We start from the raw sequence: 24,847 nt of genomic DNA, 5'->3' as shown, positions 1-24,847 counted from the left end.
AGTTAGTTTGTTAGTATTGGTTTTTGCTTACCACATGGGATTTTGCTGCATTTGGGTATTCTTGATCACTTCGCTGTATGGAATGGGATACAGGTACATTTGCGGATCGCGGAACACCGTTTTCAACACCTGGATGGGGTTGTAAAAAAGCTGCCCGCTGCTGCTCAGCTGCAGATCTATGCCGCGCAATGGCGCCTCGTTATATACCTGTGCAGCAATTTTCCAGCGCCGGAGGTCCCAGTACCGCTGTTCTTCAAACGCCATTTCCATCCGCCGTTCGTTGCGCAGGAAATTACGCATCGTTTGCTGGTTCATGCCCTGCGGTACGCCATACGTATTGCCGGCATCGGTTAAAATGCCTGCTCTTTTACGAAGCGCATATATTACATTATATACGTCCGTTGATGGACCGGAAAACTCATTCAATGCTTCGGCATAATTCAACAACACGCCGGCATAGCGGTAATACACCCAGTCGTGGTAAGTACCGGAGTAAGAAGGAGGGTTATTGCTCACGCTTTCAAATGCACCCATGAACTTGCGCAGGTAGTACGAAGTTTTTGTTTGCTGCACGGTACCGCCTGGTTTATCGAGGCCGTTATTATAGGTCTGCACCTGCCGGTTCAACCATAAGGAACCATTGTGAAAGATGGTGAGGTTGAATCGTGGGTCGCGGTGCGCATAAGGATCATTTGCATTAAAGTGGGCAGCAGGATCGGTGATGACGTACCCTGAATCGGAACCAAAAGCATCTACCAGGTTTTGGGTGGGACTGGTAGCGCCGTTGCCCCCGGCAGAGGTATAGCCAACCGGGGCATTGGATTGTTCTACCCGGTTGTCGGGCGAACCCACCTGCATCCAGCAGATAATTTCTGTATTGGGACCCACCGGGGCAGCCTGGGTAATAAATACATCGTTGAAATTGGGCATTAGTTTGTAAGCCCCGCCATCGATGATGACTTTGGCAGCATCGGCAGCCAGTTTCCAACGGTTGGCATCATAACTGGTATAACCGGTAAGCGGATTGCCCGATTCAATATTGCCACCGTTAAACAACGGACTTGCCGCATACAACAACACTTCCGCTTTCAACGCCAGCGCGGCGCCCTGCGTAATACGGCCATAGGTATTAGGGGTAACCATGGCGGCTGTACGCAGACTGTCTTTGATGTTATCGCATTCACTCACGATATAATTTACACAGTCGCTAAAGCTGGCACGGGGCAGCTGGATGTTATCAGTTATCTGGCGAATGGAGTCACCCATCAACGGAACACCGCCATAGCGTTTTATCAATTGAAAATAGGTCCAGGCCCTTAAAAAGCGGGCTTCGCTGCGATAGGCTGCGCGGGCCGGTTGACCGTTGGGCAGCTTTTCGATCATGGGCACCTGGTTTATGTTTACGATAAACACGGTGGCATTGCGAATGGCCGCATAGCTGCGCGACCAGATATCGTCGCCATTGGTCAATGTGGCTGAATAAGCACCGGTGGCCATGGCCTGCACCGCAGGAATGCCGGAAGCCGAAGCCACGGCATCATCGGATGCCGCATCCAGGTAATTGCCGCCAATGCGGTTATGGCCGCTATAAAAGGTTTGTTGATAGGTAGTGAGCAGGTACGTCATGGCCTGTTTGCCCAGCGAATCGCGGGGATCAAACGCCAGATCAGCAGTTATCTGCTGCCCCAGCGGCACGGTCTCATACGCCTTGCGACAAGCACTGAACGGGCTGCCAACCAAACACAATACAATGAGTATATAAAGAAGTTGCTTCATGGTGTTTACAGTTTTACAGTGATGCCGGTATTGATAACTTTTTGCATGGGATACGCGGGGAACGGCACTTCGGGATCTACCCCCTTGTAAGCAGAATGCGTAAACAGGTTCTGCGCATTGGCAAAGATCTTTATGCCGCGCAGTTTTAATTTTCGCATCCAGGCGTAAGGAAGATTGTAACCCACATCTACATTCTTTATGCGGATATAGTTTCCATTACGCAGAAAGAAGGAACTGGATTGAAAAAGCGGGGAATAGTTATAGCCATTGCCACCTGCGGTAAGGCGGGGATAGATGGCTGTTGCGGCTGTTTCAGGGATCCAGCGGCCCAGAGCCTGTTCATAGGTCTGCGAATACCCATTGTTCTGTCCCTGGAAACCGGCATCGATGGCATTACTGCCCACATAATTTTCGCGGTTGGTTACACCCTGCAGCAGGATACTGGCTTCTATACCTTTGTAGCTGATGCCAGCTGTAAGGCCATAATAAATGATGGGCCGCTCCTTCCCTATGGGCGCTACATCAAACTGGTCGATCACATGATCGTTATTGAGGTCTTTGTAACGGATATCACCGGCATGAGGCGCATAACCTGCAATAGTAGCTGCAGCGGCTGCTTCGGCGCCTGTTTGAAATAATCCATCTGCAATCAGTCCATACCGTTGTCCTACAGGACGACCGGTATGCACATTCCAGGGATAAGCCTGGTATTGTTCATCCATAAAGATCACTTTCGATTGCTGCATGGAGGCATTGCCGGTTACAAAGTAATTGAGGCTGCCGATGCGGTCCTGGTACGTGAGTGATAACTCACCACCCGTATACAGATCTATCCCGATATTTTCTACGGGATAAGAAGAACCGAGCAAGGCAATGCTGCGGCCGCGCGTTTGCATGACGTCAAAATAGCGTTCGTGGTAATAGTCGGCCGTTAACAACAGGCGGTTATTAAAGAAAGCCATATCAACGCCTGCATCCAGTTTATCGGCCTTTTCCCAGGTGGCATTGATGTTGGCCAACACCTGGCTGCCGGGTACACCCTGTTCGCCCAAACCTGCCCCATTGGGATAATTACTGCCTATAGGATAAGTACCTGCTACCTGTTGATAATGCTGGCGCCAGATATAATAACCATAGTTATCTACGTTGGCATTACCCGTGCGGCCATACGTAACCCGCCACTTCAGTTGATTCAACCAGCCCGATGCTGATTGCATCCAGTTCTCTTTCGCCATATTCCACCCTAACCCACCGGCATAAAAAAGTCCGTACTGGTGACCGGGTGCATAGCGGTTGTAACCACTGTAGTTGAGCGCACCTTCTATAAAGTATTTTTCGGCATAATTGTAACTGGCCTTCCCGGCAAAGTTGGTGAGCTCCGAAGGAATATCATAGTTCAGCAATACATTCTTTTGGTCGAACAACAACTGCGCGCCCACCGCATGATCGCCAAATTGGCGGTTATACCCGGTTGACAACTGCACAAAGCGATAGCGGGCCCAGGTGGTATTGGTGAAATTGTTTACCTGGTTTACCGTACTGCCATAGCGATGATAAGCGGTATCGCCGCTGTTGGAAATGGATCGTGAAAATACCGGCGCCTGTTTGCTGCGGTCCTGGTTGCTGGCTTCCTGCACACTCACATTGCCTTTTGCTTTTACCCACCAGCCTTTTACCCAGTCATCGAGTTTATAATTCAGATCGAGGTTAACCATCACGTCGTGCAGGTGATCGGCCATATATCCCGAAGCAATGGTTTGCGCCAGTAAGTTCTGTGTGTAATTGGGCGAACCGCCAAATGATTTATTTGGATTGTAAACAGCATACGCATTGTTGGGTGTGGTTAACAAACCCTGTAAAATAGCAGCGGTGGTTGCGCCGGGCTGGGTACCATCCTGCAAACGCCCGAACACCTGTAACTGCGCGTTGAAGTTCTTGTTGATATCCACATCGATGCGGGAGTTGATCATATACCGTTTCAACTGCGCATTGGTATTATAGGAGTTGGCATCGTCCGAAACAAACATCCCGTTCTGGTTCATATAGTTCAACCCCACTACGTAACGGGCGGTATTGCCGCCGCCGGTAACGTTCAGGTTGTACCGGTTAATGCTGCTGTGATCGCGCAAAATGGTATTGTACCAATTCACATCGGGATGGCCAACGGGATCGCTTTGATCGCGATACGCGGCAAAATCGGCCGCACTGTAGGCAGGCGTTTTACCATCATTCAACAGCGCCTCGTTTAACAGGTACGCATATTGGTATGCAGGCAATGGCTTGGGCAAATGCATGGGCGTTTGCTGTCCTGTTTCTGCAGTAAACGAAACCCGGGGTGCACCGGCCACCGGTTGTTTGGTGGTAACTATCAGGGCGCCGCGGGCGCTGTTCTGGCCCAGTAAAATGGTCGACAGCGCATCTTTTAACACACTTACCGAACCTATGCTTTCAGGGTCCAGCGAATACAACTCGCGTTGCACGCCGTCGATCACCACAATAGGTGATTGTCCGGCACTGGCATTGTGCCCCCTGAGCTGAATATTGAACTCGGTATTATCAGATGGTCCGGCCCCGCTGGTATTGTTGGGAATATTTCCCACAAAGATGTCGCGGCTGGTAAGGCTGCCCGTTAGCGGCGAATAAAAACCGCTGGTTTGGATCACATTCAAACCGGCCAACCGACCGGGCAAGGCATATGTATAGGAAGACGCAGGTGTGGTGGCCAATTGGTTCGCGCCTACTGTAGCAATGGAACCCAAGAAGGTAGCCGCATTGGTTGAGCCATACAACACCTGCAGATCGGGTACCGATTTATTAGGAATATAAATGGTATCGCCCGCTGGAGTGGTATTGCTGTGTGGGGCCATTGTTTGCTGCAGGTGGCGGGCCGATAACCGCACGAACACCGACTGCCTGTTGCCCGCTTTTAATTCTGTTGTATTATAACCGGGATATTCAAACACCAATACAGCACCCGGTGTGGCTACCAATTCAAATGCACCGTCCTTATTGGTGACCTCGGCGAATTTTTCTCCTTTCAGGTGTACCATGGCTCCCTGGATGGGATAACCGTGGTCGTCCAACACCGTTCCTTTCAGAGTGGTTTGCGCCAGACTGGTCTGCGGCAAAGCCATTACTAACAGCGCCAGGAACAACACGCTGCCTGTTTTTACTATGTTTTTATATAAACTGGTATGAACCATAAAAAGCAGTTGAATTGTACAGTTAGTTGTTATTGGCATTTGAACGTATACAGGAAGGGCGACGATCCACCGGCATACCCCACCTTCTTGCTGCCCGTAGCATCGGTAAACCAATACCGGAGCCCGGTGAGGTGTTGTTTATCGGTAAGATTGAAGAGTTTCCTTGGCCAGATGTCTTTCTGCCATTTGTTCAAACCCAGTGAGATCATCTTCGTGGCATCGGTTTGGTTGCAAACGCCCAGACTGTCGCCCGTATCGGTGATTCCCGCTATGCACAGGTATACCTGTGATGCATTGTCGAGGTCTGTTGATTGCACGCCGCCATCAAAAGTGAGCGTGATGATGTCATTGTCGAGCGAGGTACGCGGATCAACGGTAGAGATCTGCGGATTACAGAAATCGATCAGATCGCCGGTGCCATTCACCTGGAAACAACCGGAAGTAGCCGATGCATAGCGATCAGAACTGCTGAGGCCATCTGTACTGTTGGCCACGCAGTAACCTAGTTTGAACATCAGGTTATCGGGGCTTGTTTTGATCTTTATACTCACAGTGGCGTGTATCGTAGCATTGGCATCTACCGAATAACTGGCGTTGGAATAAAACGCCACCCACTCATAATCGGGCAACAGGTTACCGCCATTCCCGATTTTAGTGGCCAATAAGGTGGGCCAGTCCATTCCACCACCTTGCGGTGCAGGCGTTCCTGCCGGGATCACCGACATGGGCTGATCACCGGAAGTGATGTCGCTGGTAAAGGTGATGGTGGCATTTTGTGCGGTCTTCCAAACTTTGGGTACCAGCACCGCTACCATAAAATTGGAGGTTTGTACCTGGTTGGTGGTGATGGTTACATTCAAAGTAATGGGCAATGTACCGCCGCCGTTGATACTGGCGGGGATAACCACATTGTCGATGGTGATGGAACAGGCTGCAATGATCAGCAGCAACAGCGCGCCGAGGAGCTTCCATACCACACCGGCTGAAAACCTGCGTTTACCCGATGTTTTTTGTTGTATTGACTGATCTTGCATTAGTTCGCTTTTTGAAGGGTGTATTGATAAGTGTTCAGGCTGCAACCGGGGCTGAAGGTGATGATGAGATTGCGCTGCCCGTCGGTAACAGGATACTGCAGCGGCGAAGTTCTGGCGCTGCTGTCAGTTGCCTGAAAGCTGAGTTTAAATGGATAGATAGGATCGTCGAATGACCATTTCCCATTGTGGTTCACGATAAACGGCACCAGGCTATCGATGGTGTAGCTGCTGTCGGTAAAGTGAATTCTGAATTGGGAGAAGTTGAACCGGGTGGTAAGGTCGGTACCATTGCGCGTGGCTTTTATGATCTGCCAGCTGCCGGTGAGGTTCTTTACAGGTTCTGATGGCGCTACCAACAGTTCCGGCTTACAGGCAAAAAAGCCAAGTAAGCATAGCATGGGTGTTAAAAGCTTTTTCATATGTCAATCGCAATTAGTATGAAGGATTCTGTAACAGTTCGGGTGATTTGGCTATTTCCGGCAAAGGCAGCGGCCAGAGGTACATGGCTTTGCTGAAGGTGTGTTTGCGCACAACGAATGGTTTGTACACAACGCCGGGACCGCGGTCAACCTCCATGCCATGCATGGTTTGGTTATCGGTTTGATCGGCGATCAGCCAGCGGCGTACATCCCAGAAGCGAAATCCTTCAAAGGCCAGTTCCAGTCTTCTTTCTTTCTGAATAACCGTACGCATCTGCACCTGGTTTAAGCCCGCAGGTAATTGCCAGGGCCGCAACCCGGCCCGCTGCCGGATGGCTTCCAAAGATTGATACACTTCTGTTGTTGGACCTACCGCTTCATTGGTAGCCTCTGCAAAATTCAACACCACTTCTGCATACCTTATTAATGGTAACACGCGGGAGGTGTTGCCTACACTATTGTTGATCACATTCGGGTCAACCATTTTATAGATATATAATCCTGTTGGTGTGCCTTTATATACCGCATCGCCGCTGGCGGCCACTGCGGGGGTAACGGACGTGTTCATGTATAACAGCAAGGGCGAGGGCTGGTTGGTGCCAAAGGTTACGCGCATGGTGGAATCGTGCATGATCGTATAGCCAAGGCGCGGATCGCGGTTTGCATAAGGATGGCTGGGATCGTAACCCGAAGCAGGATCAGTGATCTCCAGCCCATTGCTCATGGGGAAGGCATCCACAATTTCCTGGTAAGGGAAAGAACCGCCCGAACCGCCACGTGAAGGCACATCCCACAACGACTCCAGGTATTTGTTATCGCCCATCATGCGGGGCAGAATGTATTCGGTATTATACCGTTTGGTGAACAACTCCGTAAACCCAAAACCCAGCTCACCGGGTTTTGAGGTAGAGTCAACAAACAGTTGGTAAGCATTGAGCGCTATCACGGCTCTGGCCGCATCGGCAGCCAGTTGCCAGCGTTTGGGATCGGCATCGGGATAGGCAACAATACTGGCGAGGTCTGCATTGCCGGCCGCCATTCCGCCATTATTAAATAGGGGGCTCGCGGCAAACAGCAATACCCGGGCTTTTACCGCCAGGCAGGCGCCTTTGCAGGCCCGGCCATACTGGGCACCCGTCCAGGTGGTTGGTAAATCCGCCGCAGCGGCATCCAGCTCCGCCAGTACATAGTTTACGCATTCGCGATAGGTATTGCGTTTTACATCGATGTGATCGGCCGTTGCATAAATGGTATCACCGATCAGCGGTACCCCACCATAGTGTTGCATCAGCATGGTATAGTACCAGGCACGGAGAAAACGGGCCTCAGCAGCCACCTGTTTTTTCAGGGCGCTGTTGAATGGGATAATGGGAATGTGTTTCAGGAACTGGTTAACCGCACGAATGTCGGCGTAACATTTCCTCCAGGCATCATCGGGTACAACGGTTGGGTTTACCGAGCCGGTGGCAAATTGTATAAAGCCATTGGTGCTGGCAGAATTGGGCCCTTCGGCTTCATCACTCGCAGCTTCCAAACCAGCTCCATACGTTCCACCGGTATTGGAAAACCGGCGCGGGTCGGTGGCAAATCCTATATCTACATAAATGTTATTCAGGAATTGCATGGCGTTTGAGCTGTCACTGAAAGTGCTGTTCTCATCCAGGCTGGAAGTGACGGTCTGGTCAAGAAAACTCGTTTTCTTACAGGCAGTCAGCAGGGCCATCAGGACGGAAATTGTTATTACTGCTATGGCAAGTTTTTTCATTTTTTAGCAGATGTTTACGGAGCTTATGGTAAAATTGTACAGGTTTTTAGGCCGTAAATGGCGAAAAAAAGTTTGTGTTCAGGTTAAAAAATGGTCGGCCGGAGGTGTTAATTTGATCCGGAAGCAACAATAATGTTTGAACGGGTAAATTGCGGAGCGGTGGGTAACCAGCAGGTGACTGGGGCAATCCTGAACCAGTACCCGGGGGCAGTGAAGTTGCGGTTTTACTATCATACACAAGCAATTAGCGTTAAGAAATCAGGCGTTTCGGCCTTATTGTTTCTGGTCTTTTGGAACAGGCAATTCGTGATTGCCTGACTAAAAGTAAAAAGAAAAACCGTTTTAGGAAGCCATTTTTCATACTTTTCTACCTCCATCAAAATAAGCAATGTTATAATAGTACAATGTTTGCGCCCTTTGGATTGTTTTTACTGCTGGCTTTTGTGGCCGCCTACTATATTTTCCGGGTTGAATACCGGCGAAAAGAGGCGGAAGGACTTATTCATGCATTTTTCGGACCTGCCCGGTTAGTACATCCGCTTTGCTGGGGCTTGCTTGGTTTTGTGGCCGGGGCCAAGATCGTTTACTGGTGGCTGCATCGTAACCTGTATATAGGTACGCCGCAGGACTTTATCTATTCCGCCCGCGGTAATTGGGTGGCAGGTTTGGTGGCCGGACTGGTTGTATGGTTGATAGCCAGGCGTCAATCACCCCGAACAGGAACCGAACCCATGCACCCGTATCAATTGATGGATTACCTGCTGTTGTATTGCGGGTTATTTGGATTTGCCGGGGCCATCCTGTTTGCCGAACTGGATGCCCTGGCAAGTGGCAGCCCTTTCTTTTCCTTCAATGGATTGAATTATTATGGCGGGCTGATCGCCGGCGCGCTTACTTATTTATATATCAATAAACGGTATGGTATCCGCGCCGCTATTGCCGCGGATATTGGCAGTCCGGGTATAATGCTGGCTTACGCCGTTGGCAGAATGGGCTGCCATATTGCAGGCGATGGTGATTGGGGCATCATAAACGTTCAACCGAAACCAGGCTGGGTGCCGCAATGGTTGTGGGCCAGCCGGTACCCGCATAACAGTGTGCACCAGGGAATATATATTCCCGGTTGTACGGGCAGCCATTGCACCATGCTGCCAACACCCGTGTATCCTACTCCATTGTATGAGGCTATTATTTGCTTTTGCCTGTTTTTACTGCTTTGGAAACTACGCCGCACCATAAAAAAACCAGGAATTCTTTTTGCTTATTTTGCCATGCTGAATGGTGCTGAACGATTCTGCATCGAGTTCATCCGCATAAATCCCCGTTACCAGATCGGCTTTTGGAAGCTAAGCCAGGCACAGGTTCTTGCGCTGGGCTGGATACTGACTGGGCTGATTGTGCTCCTGCTTTCCAAACGTAAACCTGCCTTTCAAAACTAGTACTATTTTACCATAGCACGATTTTAACCTGATAAAAAAGTACTTAATATCAAGTTTTAGCACTTACTTTTAGATCCTCATCACTGCCGATTGCCTGCTTATGAACCGTTACGCCGCACCTGGAGGAGCTATTATCGCTGGCTTATGCCTGTTTGTTGCTGTGCAACAAGCCGTATTTCTTATGGGCTGGATAGCGCTCGTACCGGTACTCCTCCCGATCTTCAGCTATAAGCTGCAAGCTGTAAGCGGTAAGCCGCAAGCGACAAGCCGCAAGCTGCAAGCTTCAGGCTACAAGCAATACACCCCGACGCGGCAACACCAACGCGGCATTTTTTTCAACGGACTTGTTTTAGGTGGAAGCTTTTCGTGCTGTGCTTTTGCGTGGATGATTAAAGGCATTCCTTCATTTACCGGTTTGTCTATTGGTTATGGCATGGCGATTTTCCTTTTGTGTGTTGTGCTTTTTTCCTTTGCTTGTGCGGGTGTTTTATGGATCGCATTTCGCATCCCTAATCCATTTTTTATAGCCTCCGTTTGGGCACTTGCAGAAGTGGTGTTGCAATGGATGGCGGGTAGTTTGCCCTGGTTCTTATTTCATATAGGTAATTCTCTTTCGGCCAATCTGTATGCCATTCAACCGGTATCGGTGATCGGCATTACCGGGTGCAGCTTTGTAATTGTGTTAGTGAATTGTCTGGTTGCAAAAGCATTGGCCCAACGCCGCTATCAACAACTGTTACTTCCCTTGTCGTTATTCATCTGTTTTATGTGCTGGGGCTGGTTGTTATTGTTTTTGTTTGAACGCGGGGACAACAACACCCAGGCAGCCACTTTTAAACTGGCCATCCTTCAACCAAACATTCCGCCCGAGGTACAATGGGATCAGCAAAATGGCAATGCCCTGGTGCAACAGTTGTTGCAGCAAGAAAAGCAATGCATAGCGCAACAACCCAATGTAATCTTATGGGCTGAGTCGGCCATTCCGTGGACCTACTCGCCCAATGATGACCTGGTAAAGGAACTGCTGCATAACTCCGATCCTGCTCAGATCTCGCATATCCTGGGCATAAACACGGCGATTGCGGAGGACGTTGTTGGGAACTCGGCTTATTGTTTGTTGCCCGGTGGAAAGCTGGCAGGCCGTTATGATAAAGCAACACCCTTGCTGTTTATTGAACAACCCCTGCAGGGCTGGCTACTCCCTTTCTTTTCGGCCAACGGCTACTCGGTACAACCTGGCAATAATAACCTCCCCCTGAATACGCCCTATGGAAAAGCAGGGATCCTTATCTGTAATGAATCGGCATTGCCATCAGCCGCGGCCACCACGGTGCGGCAGGGTGCGCAATTTCTGTTGAACCTGAGCAACGATGGATGGTTCCGGAATACCTATCTCGTAAACAGTCATTTTTATAATGCACGGGTAAGAGCGGTGGAAACCCGTAAAGACCTTGCCATTAACAGCAACAATGGCCGGAGCGGTCTTGTGAATGCATCGGGCCGCATTGATGAAACTGACCTGGTTACTATTCGTCCCAATACTATTGAAACCATTGCCGTGCGTTTTCCTGCCCTACCCGTCTGCCTTTGTCTCCTCGTGCTTATCAGCACCATTATCATACACCAGAAAACCAAATTAACATGAGATCAAAACGATTACTTGTCATTGCCCTCCTGCTGTTTGCTACCAGCAGCCAACTTTTTGCCAACTTCAGCCAGGCGCATTGGCGCTGGCGCAAAGACAATGGGTCTGAAACGAAAGCCACCTGGGTGAGTCCGCAGGACTTCCCTGCTACCCTGCCCTTTGTGGCCGGTTCGCCCCTACGCCTTCGTATAGAGGTGTATAACAGTCTTACCAATACGGAAATGGGGACGGTTAGCCTGCAGTACCAGCGCGGCAGCGCCGGCGCCTGGACAACCATTAACACCACCAACGCCGGACATGATTTTGTAATGGCTGGCTCCAGTGCTTTTGTTACCGACAAACAGCCAACCACTTTACAGGTCCGCGACGATGGCGCAGGTACCTTTACCGGGGGGAAGGTGCTGGTAAATACTTATCAGTTCACCGACACCATCAATGCTGGCGCCCGAAAGGAATATGAATGGTGTATAAAACCTACTTCTTCATTGTCGAAAGACAGCATTTATCAGTTTCGATTATTGTGTACGGGTAGCCAGGATGCGCTTAACTATGTTACGCCGTTACCCAACATGATGCTCCGGAGCAATACGGGCATTCCCGGTAATGCCGGGATCTATAAAGATTCGCTGGTGACCGGTTTCTTTGACAGAAAAAGCGGCTGGATCGCCAGTGATGGCACCTTCTCCGTTCCCCTCTCGGATGGCCGCGTGTTCTGGTCAATGAATGATAGTTATATCGATCACCTGGATACGGTGGCCGGGACTACAGGTTGTTTGTTCCAGGTAAGAAATGCGGGATTGGTACAGCCATTGGGCAACTGGAGCTGGCCAGCCACCAGTACGCGGATCGGCAGCAGTTCGGGTGTTCCCAGTTTGTTCAAGAACAATACCGATGACAACTATCTTTTATGGCCAACCGGTGGGTACCAGAACGGCGACACCGTATATGTGTATTGCAGCAATATTATGAACAGCAGCGGCGGGCTTGGGTTTACCCGGGGCGGTAACGACTTCCTGGGTAAGATGGTAATGCCCAGTCTTTCTGTAGTAGGTTTTGATAACCTGCCGAGCTTTAACGACGTCACCTTCGGCATTGGCTTTGATACCAACGAGCCGGACAATTATATTTATACCTGGGGCGTCCAAAGCGCTTTTATCACCAGTAACATTGTGGTAGCACGCTTTCCCCGGAACAATCCACGCGCACCCTGGTCGTTCTGGAATGGTACTGCCTGGGATACTGCCGTTTCGCATATTGCACCTGTTAGCCAGGGTGCTTCAAATGGCGTATATGTAGCCAAGGTGCGGAATAAATACGTGGCACTTAGTACCGAGTTCAGTGTAAGCTGCGATGCCGGCACGCGCATTTATGTAGCTACCAGCAACAGCATTACCGGTCCGTTTACCGATAGAAAAGTGTTGTATACGATCCCCGATAATGAATTAGGTCATACGCCTTTCTTTTATGGCCCTGCCATTCATCCCGAGTATATCAATTCAAAAAATGAATTGCTGATCACTTACGACATCAACTGTTACAGCAACTGTTTGCCCAGTTGTATCAATAACGGGTTCAACCCCGATTATTATCGCCCGCGTGGCTTACGCGTACCGCTGAGTCTCATCGATTCCAGCATTAGCTTATCCGGCGCCCGCAGTGCGGTGACGCCATTTCACGGCGGCCGGTTATCGGTATATCCCAACCCGGGTCACTCCTGTCTTACTGTATTACTGAAAGAGTTCAAAGGTAATTGTGCGACCCTGGTGTTGCGTACTATAGCTGGCCAGATCGTTTACAGTAATAAAGTAGCGGTGAACGGCGCTGAGGCTAACATTCCTGTAAACTTACCAAAGGGATTACACCCGGGCACGTATTTACTGACGGTACAAAATTCAGCATACAACCAGGTAACAAAGGTTTTAATACAATAACAAACAAGATTAAATTCACCAGATGATATTCCGATTCACGCTCATCATCACCACACTGTTTTTTGCTTTAAGTGTAAGGGGGCACGGTAGTCCCAGGCCAGTCCGCCAAATCAATGATCCATCACCAACAGCCTGGAATGCCAGCTGGATCGCCGCGCCCGGTGATGATGGGCGGGAATACGGAGTATATTATTTCAGAAAGCAATTAGAGCTGGTCACTAAACCAGCTACGTTTATCATTCATATCTCGGCCGACAACCGGTATAAGTTATATGTAAACGACAGCCTGGTATCGCTGGGTCCTGCCAGAGGCGATCTGTACAACTGGAATTATGAAACGGTTGACCTGGCGCCCTTACTGGTGGCCGGGAAAAATACCATCGCCGCTATGGTGTGGAATGAAGCCGATTACCGGCCCGAAGCCCAGATTAGCTTTCGCACCGCTTTTATTGTACAGGGCAATTCCAAAGCAGAAGAAGCGCTTAATACCAACAACAGCTGGAAGTGTATGCGCGACAAAGCCTATCAACCCATTGGCGGATTTTTCGCGGCTACGGTTGGCGAATTGGTTGATAGAAATAAAACTATCAATCACTGGATGAACAGGTCTTATGACGACAGTTCGTGGCCCAATGCCAATAACCTGATCAGCGGACAGCCCAAAGGATTATCAGACGGATTTGGCTGGATGCTGGTGCCTTCGCAATTACCACCGCGGGAAATGACGTATCAACGCATTCCGGTTTGCCGAAAAGCTACCGGCATTACATTACCGGCCGGGTTCCCTGCCACAAAAACAGCCCTCACCATTCCGGCAAATACAACAGTCACCCTGATACTCGATCAAACTTTTTTAACCAATGCATATGTAACGCTGCGATTCAGTAAAGGTAAACATGCAGGTATTTCTTTGCGATATGCAGAATCGCTGGTGGCGGAATTTACGAAATATGGCGCCCGTAAGGGGAACCGGAATGAAGTGGAAGGCAAGATCTTTTCGGGTCGTAAAGACAGCCTGGTATCTGACGGCAGCGATGACCAGGTATACACCAATCTGAACTTCCGTACCTTCCGTTATATTCAATTGCTGGTACAAACGCATGAGGAGCCATTAATCATCGATGACCTGTATGGCACTTTTACCGGTTATCCTTTTCAACAACCATCAAAATTTGTCACCACAGATACCGGCGTCAATAAAATACTGGAGATAGGCTGGCGTACTGCCCGCCTGAACGCCTGGGAAACGTATACAGACTGTCCTTATTACGAGCAGTTGCAATACATTGGCGATACCCGCGTGCAGGCCATGATCACGTATTACAACAGCGCCGATAACCGGCTGCCCCGTAATGCCATCGAACTCATGGACCATTCCCGGTTGACAGACGGCGTTACCCTGAGCCGTTACCCCTCCAAAGGCACGCAGATCATTTCCACCTTTTCGTTGTGGTATATTGGTATGCTGCACGATTACTGGCAATACCGCGGCGACAGCGCTTTCATCGGCAGCAAACTCGCCGGCGCCCGGGATATTCTCGCTTTCTTCAGTAAATACCAGGGTAAAGATGGGTCGTTAAATAATACCCCCTACTGGACCTTTGTTGATTGGGCCAATGGCCAGAACTGGTTTGTAGGGTCACCACCCAAGGGCACAGATGGCAGCTCCGCCATTCTTGACCTGCAATTGTTATGGGCTTACCAATGGGCGGCCGGTTTGGAAAGCAAACTGGGCATCCCATATTATGTAAACCTGTACAACCAGAAAGCCGCGCAGTTAAAACAAACCATTCAACGCAAATACTGGAATGCCCCGCATGGTTTATATGCCGATACCAAAGAACAAAACAGTTTTTCGCAACATACCAACTCACTGGCCATTCTTACCGGCATGCTCAGCAAAGCCAACATGACCACCGTGGCCAATCACATGCTTTCTGATAACACACTTACCCAATGCACCATCTACTTCAAATATTATCTGCACCAGGCACTGGTAAAAGCAGGCCTGGGCGATGGCTATATGACCTGGCTGGACATCTGGTATAAAAACATCGCCGCCGGCCTCACCACCTGGACGGAAGACAGCAATATTGATTATACCCGCAGCGATTGTCATGCCTGGGGCAGCAGCCCGAATATCGAATTCTTTAGAACGGTACTGGGCATCGATAGCGATGCGCCGGGATTTAGTAAAGTTAAAATAGAACCGCACCCAGGTAAACTGACTGATCTGGCTGGTAAGATCCCGCATCCTAATGGGAAGATCAGTGTGCATTATCAGTTACAAAATGGAAAATGGATGATGGAGATTGCTTTGCCGGCAAAGACGACGGGGACGTTGGTGTGGAAAGGGAAAGTAATTGGGTTGAAGGCGGGGGAGAATAAAATGAGTGAGTAGTCAGTAGTGAGTAGTGAGTGGGTTTCCGATTTTTCAGACACCCGAATATTCGCGAGTTTACTCACTACTCACTACTCACTACTGACAAAAGCAAAAAGCTCCGGCGAAACCGCCGGAGCTTTTTGCTTTTGCCTGCTTTTGTAATTAAACCTGCTATTGAGTCAACTTAATCAACTGAACTGTTTTTCTATCCTGGCCCTGCGTTACTTCAATCACATAGATTCCAGGTCTGTAGCTATTGCCTAATTGAATGGTGTTCCTGCCTGCAGCGATCTCTTTCGTTTCGATCACCTTGCCAAACAAGTCGGTTACCTTAATGCGCACATTGCCTTTTTGCGCATCGGCATTAATGGTAAGATTGGTGTAGGCAACAGCCGGGTTGGGCGCCATGGCGACACTCAGCAAGCTGCCCTGGCCTTTGTTATCACCTGCATCCGTAATTGCTGAAATGATGGTTTCGAGTAAGAAAGCGCCGTTATTGATGTTGATGTTTCCACCGGCCAATACCTGTTGTTCACTAAAGATGCCGTTCCAGTTACTGGCGAATAACACCGCACCTGTTTTGTTCCAGATGGTAATGGCGATGGCATCTCCGGTACCTGCATCGGTACGGTCGGTCATGTCGACCTTCACCGTGGCGTTGCCATCTACAGAAACCGGCGCCAATGGATTGGTAATATCCTGGATGCTGGCTTTGCCGCTAAAGCTGGCCCAGGCCGGGATAACGCCTATGCCAGGGATTGTCCATAAGGTATTCAGTACATTGCCTTTTACCTGGTATACATGCACACCATCTGCCTCTGTACGGCGGATGATGGTATTGAAATTCCCCTGCAGGTTTTTACTGCTCTTATTATATTTCACATTGAAACCAAAATTGTTCTTGCTGCCTATATCGCCGGCCATTTGTCCGGCTGGATGTACCAACTGTATAAAGCCACCGCCGCTTACCAACTCCTTCAATGCTTTTGATACGGTAACAATGGTATTGTCAACCGCAGCATCGCGTTGGTAATAACCATTTACCTGCACGCCGATAGTGAAATCTTTTGCATTGTCAGCGCCGAGGTCAACGGACCAGTTATAAGTAGCTGTTCCGGTTTTGGAATCCTGGTTGTTCACCAGACTTACCGGCACCGTTGCAATTACTGTATTCGTTGTGCGGTCGATGAAACTCACCGTTGCCTTGCTGATATCTCCCGCATATGGATCAGTGGCCGGAGCGGTTGTTTCAGCTGTGATGTCGCGCACTGTAGCACTCAACACAATGGTAGTGGTAGTGCCGGAGCCGGTTGATCCAAATAGGTTGCCGGTGTAATAAGCCCGGGCATCTTCCTGTTTAACAACAAACGGAACACTGTCAATGGCTGGTGCAAACAAGCTGTCTGCAAACGTGGTGTACAACATATAAGTCAATGCAGGGTTCTGCATAAGCAACATGCTGGCGCCTGCCTTACCTGCAGTATCTGTTAACGCGCCTGCGGTCTGGTTGCCGAGACTAAAGCGAACAGCTTTGCTCTTCAAAACGGTACCGGTTGCAGAATCGGTCAATGTAGCGGTCAGGATTTGTTTGTCGCTATACTGTTGGGTGCTGTCACCGGTATAGGCAATGAGCGCCGTACGCTGTTTTACGGTAACCGTTGTTTTGCCCTGGGCACTGTTGCCACTGGCGTCGGTCACGGTGAGGGTCACGGTATCAACACCTACATTGGCTGTTGTAAAGCTGTTGGGAGAAACACCAAAAGTTACAGTACTGCTATGGTCATAAGAACTGTCATTCACCTGTGCAGGTGTGATGGAAGCTGTGCCGTCCAGTCCGAGAGTAATTGCTACCGGTTTGGTACGCACAATCGGAGCTTCTACATCTTTAATGACGCCTGTTTGTCCGGCGGCAAAACTGCCGAAGGTGGTGTAACCAGCTGCCGTTGCATAATACGGATTGGCATAGGTACCCGCGCCGGAAACCGTGGCCGGGAATTCTGTCCAGGTATTGTTGGTATACCGGCCCTGTACCATGCTCGCCGCAGGATTCAGGTTAACGCCCTGGCTGGCGGTTAACCAACCCAACCCAATAGTGAGGTTGTCTGTTGCCGGGGCTGCTGGCACCACTGTATAGAGTTTGTTTACCAGTTTGGTACTGTCAGCAACCGGGAAGTTTACGCCGGTTTTAACACCCACACCAATTATATCGGCGGTACCGGTATTGGTGAGCTTAACAGGACTGTAGGTTTTATCAGTGCCAATCTGATAGGTCACCGCACTGGTAGTTACTTTTGTTTTCAGTAAACCACCACCCGTAATGTTAAAGAAAACGCCTGGCGTAAAATTGGCGTTGGTAGCCACAATATTAGTAGCCGCGTTGCTGCTGCCAATTGTTCTGGCGCCTGCATCGGCAACACCTTTGTCGCCAATATTCAGTACTACAGTACCAACTGAAGGTGTAGTGGCAGAAGTAATGAAGCGAATGGCATTCCCCATTAACCAGGTGCCGTTTACATTGATGGTGGTGGCGCCCGGTAAGGTGGCATGGCCAACCACGCAGGAAGTACCGGTTGAACGCATGTCGAGCGTACCATTGATATTGAAAGTATAGTTACCAAATTCGCCAATGGTGTTGGTAGTTGGACTGCTGCCATTTTGCAGATAACCCGAACTGCCGATGGTAACCGTTTTTCCTTCTTTAATAGTGATGGTGATGTTGTCATCGTTCTGCGGAGCGGTGGTCCAGGGCAGTGTGGTAGCCGTTGAATAATTGGCCCGCAAATAACTGGCCAGGTTCAGGTTATTGTCAATCACCACTTCCACGGTTTGCGCTATGCCGTTTACGGTAAATGTATTCAGATAGCTGGTACCTGTACCTGTGATAAACACTTTACCGTTATCGCGATACCCTTCAAAGTTGACGCGATTGGTAGAAACCGTGCTGGAGCCTACCGTACCAAAGTTATTGAGGCTGCTGGCTACGCGCAGGTTTCTTTGTGTAGCGGTACCGCTTGCGCCGTCGCTTGTTCCGGAAACCAGGCTGGCGCCGGTTTCTACTACCACATTATTAACCCCGGTTGTAGCGTTCAAGGCTACGGTATGCCCGGTTTTAATGGTCACTGTTGGGGTTGAACCGGATGGCGGCATGGCCGTGCTTTGCCAGTTGGCGCCATCAAAGGTTTCCCAGATGTCGGTAGCTACCGTTGAGGATCCCCAGTTACCGCTTGCTCTTGAGCGATAATCACCAGCCACTGTTAAAGGAATATTCGCCGTCTGGAAATTCCATACGGTACCGGTGGTAGTACCATTGCTGTTTTTACCATCTATGCGCCAGTAATAGGTAGTATTGGGGTTTAAGCTGGCAGGCGTAAATGTCGCTGACGATGCAACTACCTCCCCTGCTTTCACTAAACTATCAACACTGGTCCCGATGTATACATCGAAACTATCCGCATAATTTCCAGCCCAGCTTAATGTGGCAGTTTGATTGTTCAGGAACACATTGGTAGCATTTTGCACCGGTGATGGGTTGGTGGTTGTTACAGGCAATGTGCCTTCAACCGGCGTGGTTACGCCCACGATAGCGGTGTAGGCCGATTCATTCAGCGGACTGTGCGCTTTAACGCGGTAGTAATATTTCACGCCGCTTTGCAAACCGCCATCGGCATAGGCAGTTGTATTGGCAGTTACATGCGCCACATCCATAAAGTTCAAGCTGTCCGCACTGCGTTCTACAACAAAATAATCTTCGTTATCCGAATTATCGTTCCAGCCCACATTTACAACACTGGGCTGACCTGCTTTAGCCACCGGTACACTCACGGTAAGATTGGCAGGCGCTTCTACAAAATTCGGTGATTGAATCTGCAGTTCGCCGGTGGCAGGTTTGAACACCCACAACAAACCGGGCGCCGGGGTGGCCGGATCAAACTGCATAATGGCGCCGCTTGTAGCGCCCGACACGTTGAATATTTTAAACTTATCGCCTGAAGCCGGGGTACCGGTGAAACTGATCTTCAGGGTGCCGCCATATACGATATCTTTTGTAACAGCCACCTTATCCCAGGTACTGTTGCTCTTGTTAATGTCTATAGAAGTGATTGCGGTAGTTTGCAGGGTAAGCTTATCCTTACCGGTGAATGTACCAATGGAGCTGTCGCCTGGTTCCAGGGTACCAGCCACCGAGATTTCAGCAGCAACAGATCCTTTACCAGCGAGGGTAGCGCCATCGTTCACGGTCACTTTTCCGTTGCCGCTGTGCGTTCCATTTATAATCAGTTTACCGGCCTGTACGGTGGTGGTGCCGGTGTAGGTATTGTTACCGGTCAACCGCCACAAGCCCGTACCGTTTTTAACAATGGTGTTGGTACCGCTGCCATCTGCAGCAGAGCCATACAGGTGGTCGTTGATGATGCCATTAAAGGTTTCATCGGTACCCAAGCCACCAACCACATACGTAGTAAATCCATTGCCAAAGGTGGGCGATTTGGTGCCACCGCAGGAGAGCCAGGTTCCGGCATTACCACTCAACCCACCGATGGAGAATGTATTGTTGTTACTATAAGCAGCAATTTTGGTATTACCGGTTGTAACAATGCGGTTGTTGGGGAAACCCGTACCATTGTCTATCGGCAGCAAACTGTACACATCATCGGTATTAACACCGTTTGCTACCAGGGTACCGGTAAAATCGCTCCAGTCGCCCTGGATAATTTCCCGTAAGTAAGGAATGGTATAATTCAGGGTTCCGGCCCCATGCACCGTCATGTTCAGGTTGGCATTGCGGTCGCAGGTAAACCCATTCACAGTGCTATCGTCGATATACAGTTGCATTGGATAGTTCTCGTAAATGGTGCCACTGCCATTGGAGGTAACATAGGTACCATTGTGCAGCCGCAGTACCTGGCTGGTACCAATGCCCTGGTTGTTGTCGATGATATCACCGGCCAGGGTAGCCGCGCTTACCGGGCTTACTTCCAGGATACCGCCATTGATAACCGTTTCACCGGCGTATGGGTTGGCATTTTTTACCACCATTCTACCGGGACCGGACTTAATCAATCCGCCATCGCCAGCAAGCACACCGGTAAAGGTTACTGTGCTCGTTGGGCTGCTTACATTGAATTCCGTAGTTGCATCCAGCGTGGCGTTTCTGTCGGTACTTGTGGTGCCGCCCGAATACAACCAGCTGCCGCCTTTCCAAACCCAGTTAAAGGCATAGTTGGCGGAGGAACCGATAGAACTGGCTACTCCCCCGTTGGCGAGTGTACCGAACCGGATGGCGCCGCCATGTAAAACAGTAGCACCTGTATAGGTATTATTGGTAAGCAATGACAGTGTACCGCTGCCGGCCTTGTTCACCGATCTGGTACCGGTAATACTGCCCGCACCGGAGAAGGTGTAATTGCCGTTGCTGTTCACTAAAATGTCACCGGCTGCCATAGGCGCGGTAATGTTCACTGTTCTGCCAGCCCCTGCTTCGGGGAATGTAAGCGAGCTGCTATCCGTAAACAGCGATGGCGTATTGGTGCTGTCTACCCAATTCTTTGTTGCTTTATCCCAGTCAGTGCTAAGCGCGCCCGTCCAGGTTAAAGATGGTGTAAAGGTGCCGGGATTCAACACCGGCACTTCCACCGGTTTGCTTTTGGCGATCAGTTCATTTGCATAACCTGATTCACCCAGCGCATTAAACGCCTTTACCCGGAAGGTATCCACCTCTTCGGGTTGCATGCCGGTTATGGCATAATAGTTTATGTTCACCCCGGTAGTGCCGACCTGCGTCCACACGCCATTCACCATTCTTTCTATGATATATCCCTGCTCTTTCTCGGTATAATCGAGCCAGGAAAGATACACGGTGTTCTGCGTGGCAGAGTCCTGTTTCAGTTTCATCGGCGCACGTAAATAATCCTGCGAATTGCTGCCGGTAATGCTGTTGATGTAGTTTTCTATATTGGTGTACCCGGAAGCAGTGATCACCATGGCATCATTAGCGGCCGGATTGGTACCATTCGCCGATTCCCAGGCATCGGGCATGCCGTCGTTATCAGTATCCAGACGAGGCGTACCTGGCCATAAATTCCAGGCAGTGGGCGCCCCGAATGGCAGGGAGTTTTCATTGGCGATCAGTTCGCCCTTCAAACCAAACGATTTTACTTCATTCACTACATAGTAGTCGGCATAATCGCGGTAAGGCAAGCTGGCGCCTACCGATGGTAATAATGAATTTACCAGCGAGTTGGCAGGCAGGGTTGGTAATACCGGGTAGGGATATGGGCCCGACTGAAAATCGGGCGGGCCTACAAACTGCGCCGGCGGAATGGTATAGGGATCGAACAGGCCGTTGCGGCTGCTGTCGAAAATATTGTCGGTTTGATAGATGTGGTAATTGAGGTTACCCAGGTTAAATGGCGGTACGCCATAAGACGTTCCACCGATAAAACAGTTGTTGGTGGCGTTGGCATAGCTGTTGCCTTCTGACTCGCCACCCATGATATAGGCGCCATCCTTCCAGTTGTATACAATGTTGTTTACATACTGGTTGGTGCCTTTTATCTTGTTGTTACGCGTGGTATTGTCGGCATAAAGGTTACGATAAAGCGTAATGCTGTCGGCCTGGATCAACCCGCCGGCTGAGTGGGTCATCAAACCCTGGGAGATGATACAATTCTGAATGGTAATGTTTTTGGCCGTGGTAGAGTTGATGGAGAAGTTCTCATCGCGGCCCCAGGAAACAGAGCAATGGTCGAAGATGATGTTTTGCCCATCAGCAAGCCCGTTGGCATCTTTGCCATCATCACCCACAATGCCCATCCTGATCTTCAGGTAACGGCAAATGGTATTGTCGGCGCCGGAGAAACTCCAGCCATTGCCGTACACTGTTACGCCTTCACCGGGCGCCGTTTGTCCGGCAATATAAATGTTGGCCGATACCACCATGCGGGTGGTAATGCGAATAACACCGGCCACATCAAATACAACGATCCTGTTGGGGGCGCTTACAGCATCGCGTAAGGAGCCTGCGCCTGAATTGTTCAGGTTGGTCACATGGTAAACAGATCCGTACCTTCCACCCGTAGCATATTTGCCAAAGCCTTCGGCTCCGGGAAAAGCCAATGTTTGGGCATGCAGGTGTTGAAGGGAAAAGACAGATAAGACCAGGACAAGACATGACAGGTATGGTACCCTGTTAGTGTAATTTTTTCTCATAGCAATGCACAATTAAACTTTGTTTAATAGTTAACAATCGTTTGGTTGGTCTTTCCAGGAGATGGATTGGAGAGAGGCAAGAACTATAGACAGGAGATTGATTAGTAAATGCCTGTCTATAGTTTATTAAGTAGCAGTATACCAGTCGCCGGTTACCCGTTTCGCGGTCTTCGCCTTCAGCGTTCTGCGTTCAGCGCCTAATACAGCGGATGCTGCTCCCCGGCTAAACCGGGATTATTATTGATGGTAGTGGTTGTATTCAGGGGCAACAGTTCGGTTTTATTTTTCTCAATCCCCCTGAAAATATCCTTTATCCATTGTTGATTAGGGTCCAGCACCTGACCGCCGCTTATGGCTACGTTGCTGTACATGTCCAGAATGGTGAGGCCGTTTGCTTTTGCATTGGCGCTGTCGGCAGCGGTGAGCTTTGTTTTAAAACCGGTGAACGCAACGGCTACCACCGGATCGCTCCAGGTGGTAGCAATATCCAGTTTATAAGTACGGTACTGGTCGATGTTGGCATATTTACCTGTTTTACCGGCCATATCGATCAGGTTTTGTTTACACTGGGTAAGAGTTTCATATTGAATGCCCCAACGCACCAGGTCTGTTCTGCGCCAGCCTTCAAATGATAATTCCAGCTTGCGTTCATTGATGATGGCATTTCTGAAATCCTGGTAGGTGGTGGGCGTAGTGCCTATTTTAGTGGCATCGCCGCCAAAACCGCGTTTTCTTACCAGTTCGTAGGCAGCTATGCCGCTGGGCGTAGGTGCATTGTTCAATTCGTTCTGGGCTTCGGCATACATCAGCAACACATCGGAATACCGCAGCCAGGGCCAGTCGATATCGCGTTTGTTGATGGCAGTACCTGCTGATGTTTTCCAGGTAACCCGGTATTTGCCAATGGTATTGGCGCCATAGCTGTTCAGCTGGCGGGCGTTTTTATCAGTTATACCATATGTACAAATACTCACGTCGCGGCGTTTATCGCCATCCTGGAAATCGTAGTAAAAGGTTGGCATAACGCCCATGGCAGGTTGCGCTTTTCCATACATACTGCTGGTATGGCTGAACATCCCGTTTGTATAACCAATGGCCGATTGGTTCGCTGTTCCGTTTGCATCGGTACCGTACTGGCCGTATTCCAGCATCGATTCAATATTGTATTTTCCACTCACCAGGTCACGGAACACCTGTTCGTAGGTTGTCACCAGGCCATTCTCACCTTTCTGGATCACTGCATTACACGCATCGGAAGCGATCTGGTACAACTCTCTTATGCGGGCAGCATCTGACCGTTGCGCCAGTTTTACCGACGAGGCCGCGTAGGTGTTCAGGTCCCAGCGTAAGGAGAAGCCGGCTGCATATAATGCCGTACGGGCCAGAATGCCGTAGGCTGCATTCTTTGTAAACCGTTCGGGGGTTGGCACCATGCCTTCGCTTTTCCAGGGCAACAGGTCGATGGCCTTTTGCAGATCGGCCACACAACCATCATAAATAGTATCCCTGCTTACGCGGGAAGAAGCAAAAGTTCCTGCATCCAGCACGGGAATGGTGGGATATGGAACATCGCCAAAGAAGCGCACCACATTTAAATAACTCATGGCCCGCAACGCATACGACTCGCCCAACAGCATGTTCAATTTCTTTTGGTCGGCATCGCTGGTACCCTTCATAGCGCTCACATTCTTTATACAAATGTTGGCATACTCGATGGCACGGTACATTGAGGTATAGGTATCTGTGGGTACATTATCGGGTGAGTATACATAGTTGGCGATCATGTTCTTTGAGTTGGTATTTCCTTCTGTAGAAATACACTCATCGGTACCCATACCCAACTGATAGTATAACTCCCTGTTGAAGGAATAGTTGTAAATCCCCAGCACCGCCATTTCGGCTTTCGAGGAATTCTCGAAGGTCGACTGGCTGTCGAACGAGGCTTCGTTCTTTCTGTCGAGGAATTTTTTGCAGGATGTAAGTATGCCTGCTGCCAAAACCACTATTGAGATATTATAGATAATCTTTTTCATTGTCGTTCTT

Annotated in this window: 11 protein-coding genes and 1 pseudogene; 4 read left to right on the top strand and 8 right to left on the bottom strand. The window is 49.7% G+C overall.

What is annotated here, in order from left to right:
- Positions 1–27: 27 nt before the first annotated feature.
- From NIAKO_RS06660 to NIAKO_RS06640, 6 genes and pseudogenes are all read right to left on the bottom strand, one after another.
- Positions 28–1,776 (bottom strand): RagB/SusD family nutrient uptake outer membrane protein, encoded by a 1,749-nt coding sequence (locus NIAKO_RS06660; protein WP_014217640.1) that lies wholly within the window; start codon positions 1,774–1,776, stop codon positions 28–30.
- A gap of 5 nt (positions 1,777–1,781) precedes the next feature.
- Positions 1,782–4,643 carry a SusC/RagA family TonB-linked outer membrane protein gene (locus NIAKO_RS06655; RefSeq protein WP_394365531.1) on the bottom strand — a complete coding sequence of 954 codons (2,862 nt, stop codon included), beginning with the start codon at positions 4,641–4,643 and terminating at the stop codon, positions 1,782–1,784.
- A 51-nt stretch (positions 4,644–4,694) separates the two neighbouring features.
- Positions 4,695–4,910 (bottom strand): annotated as a pseudogene (locus tag NIAKO_RS39695) (carboxypeptidase-like regulatory domain-containing protein); the annotation flags it as partial.
- 98 nt (positions 4,911–5,008) lie between these two features.
- Positions 5,009–6,013, bottom strand: a complete 1,005-nt coding sequence (locus tag NIAKO_RS06650; RefSeq protein WP_014217638.1) for a DUF4961 domain-containing protein — start codon at positions 6,011–6,013, stop codon at positions 5,009–5,011.
- The gene (locus NIAKO_RS06645; RefSeq protein WP_014217637.1) at positions 6,013–6,432 is read right to left on the bottom strand and encodes a DUF5004 domain-containing protein; all 420 of its coding nucleotides are present in this window, start codon (positions 6,430–6,432) and stop codon (positions 6,013–6,015) included. The genes NIAKO_RS06650 and NIAKO_RS06645 overlap by 1 nt, the downstream gene beginning before the upstream one ends.
- Positions 6,433–6,445: 13 nt before the next feature.
- The gene (locus tag NIAKO_RS06640) at positions 6,446–8,197 is read right to left on the bottom strand and encodes a RagB/SusD family nutrient uptake outer membrane protein (protein ID WP_014217636.1); all 1,752 of its coding nucleotides are present in this window, start codon (positions 8,195–8,197) and stop codon (positions 6,446–6,448) included.
- A gap of 404 nt (positions 8,198–8,601) precedes the next feature.
- On the opposite strand from NIAKO_RS06640, the gene NIAKO_RS06630 reads away from it, so the two are divergent.
- The 4 genes from NIAKO_RS06630 to NIAKO_RS06615 all read left to right on the top strand — a co-directional run bounded on the left by NIAKO_RS06630 (position 8,602) and on the right by NIAKO_RS06615 (position 15,613).
- Positions 8,602–9,636, top strand: coding sequence for a prolipoprotein diacylglyceryl transferase (locus NIAKO_RS06630; protein WP_014217634.1), 1,035 nt, complete (start codon positions 8,602–8,604; stop codon positions 9,634–9,636).
- A gap of 100 nt (positions 9,637–9,736) precedes the next feature.
- Positions 9,737–11,281, top strand: a complete 1,545-nt coding sequence (lnt, locus tag NIAKO_RS06625; RefSeq protein ID WP_041346433.1) for an apolipoprotein N-acyltransferase — start codon at positions 9,737–9,739, stop codon at positions 11,279–11,281.
- Complete coding sequence (locus NIAKO_RS06620; RefSeq protein WP_014217632.1) at positions 11,278–13,212, top strand: T9SS type A sorting domain-containing protein; 1,935 nt, start codon at positions 11,278–11,280, stop codon at positions 13,210–13,212. Before lnt ends, NIAKO_RS06620 begins: the two co-directional genes overlap by 4 nt.
- A 22-nt stretch (positions 13,213–13,234) precedes the next feature.
- Complete coding sequence (locus NIAKO_RS06615; protein ID WP_014217631.1) at positions 13,235–15,613, top strand: alpha-L-rhamnosidase-related protein; 2,379 nt, start codon at positions 13,235–13,237, stop codon at positions 15,611–15,613.
- 153 nt (positions 15,614–15,766) lie between these two features.
- Here the strand turns inward: NIAKO_RS06615 and NIAKO_RS06610 are convergent, their stop codons facing one another.
- A complete protein-coding gene (locus NIAKO_RS06610) occupies positions 15,767–22,804 on the bottom strand; it encodes an autotransporter-associated beta strand repeat-containing protein (RefSeq protein WP_014217630.1) in 7,038 nt (2,345 codons plus the stop codon).
- Positions 22,805–23,001: 197 nt separating this feature from the next.
- Entirely contained in the window at positions 23,002–24,837 is a 1,836-nt protein-coding gene (locus NIAKO_RS06605) for a RagB/SusD family nutrient uptake outer membrane protein (protein WP_014217629.1), read from the bottom strand.
- Positions 24,838–24,847 lie beyond the last annotated feature (10 nt).

The sequence above is a fragment of the Niastella koreensis GR20-10 genome, assembly GCF_000246855.1.
Lineage (GTDB): Bacteria > Bacteroidota > Bacteroidia > Chitinophagales > Chitinophagaceae > Niastella > Niastella koreensis.
The sequence above is the reverse complement of the archived record's forward strand: the minus strand, read 5'-3'. Positions and strand labels throughout refer to the sequence as shown.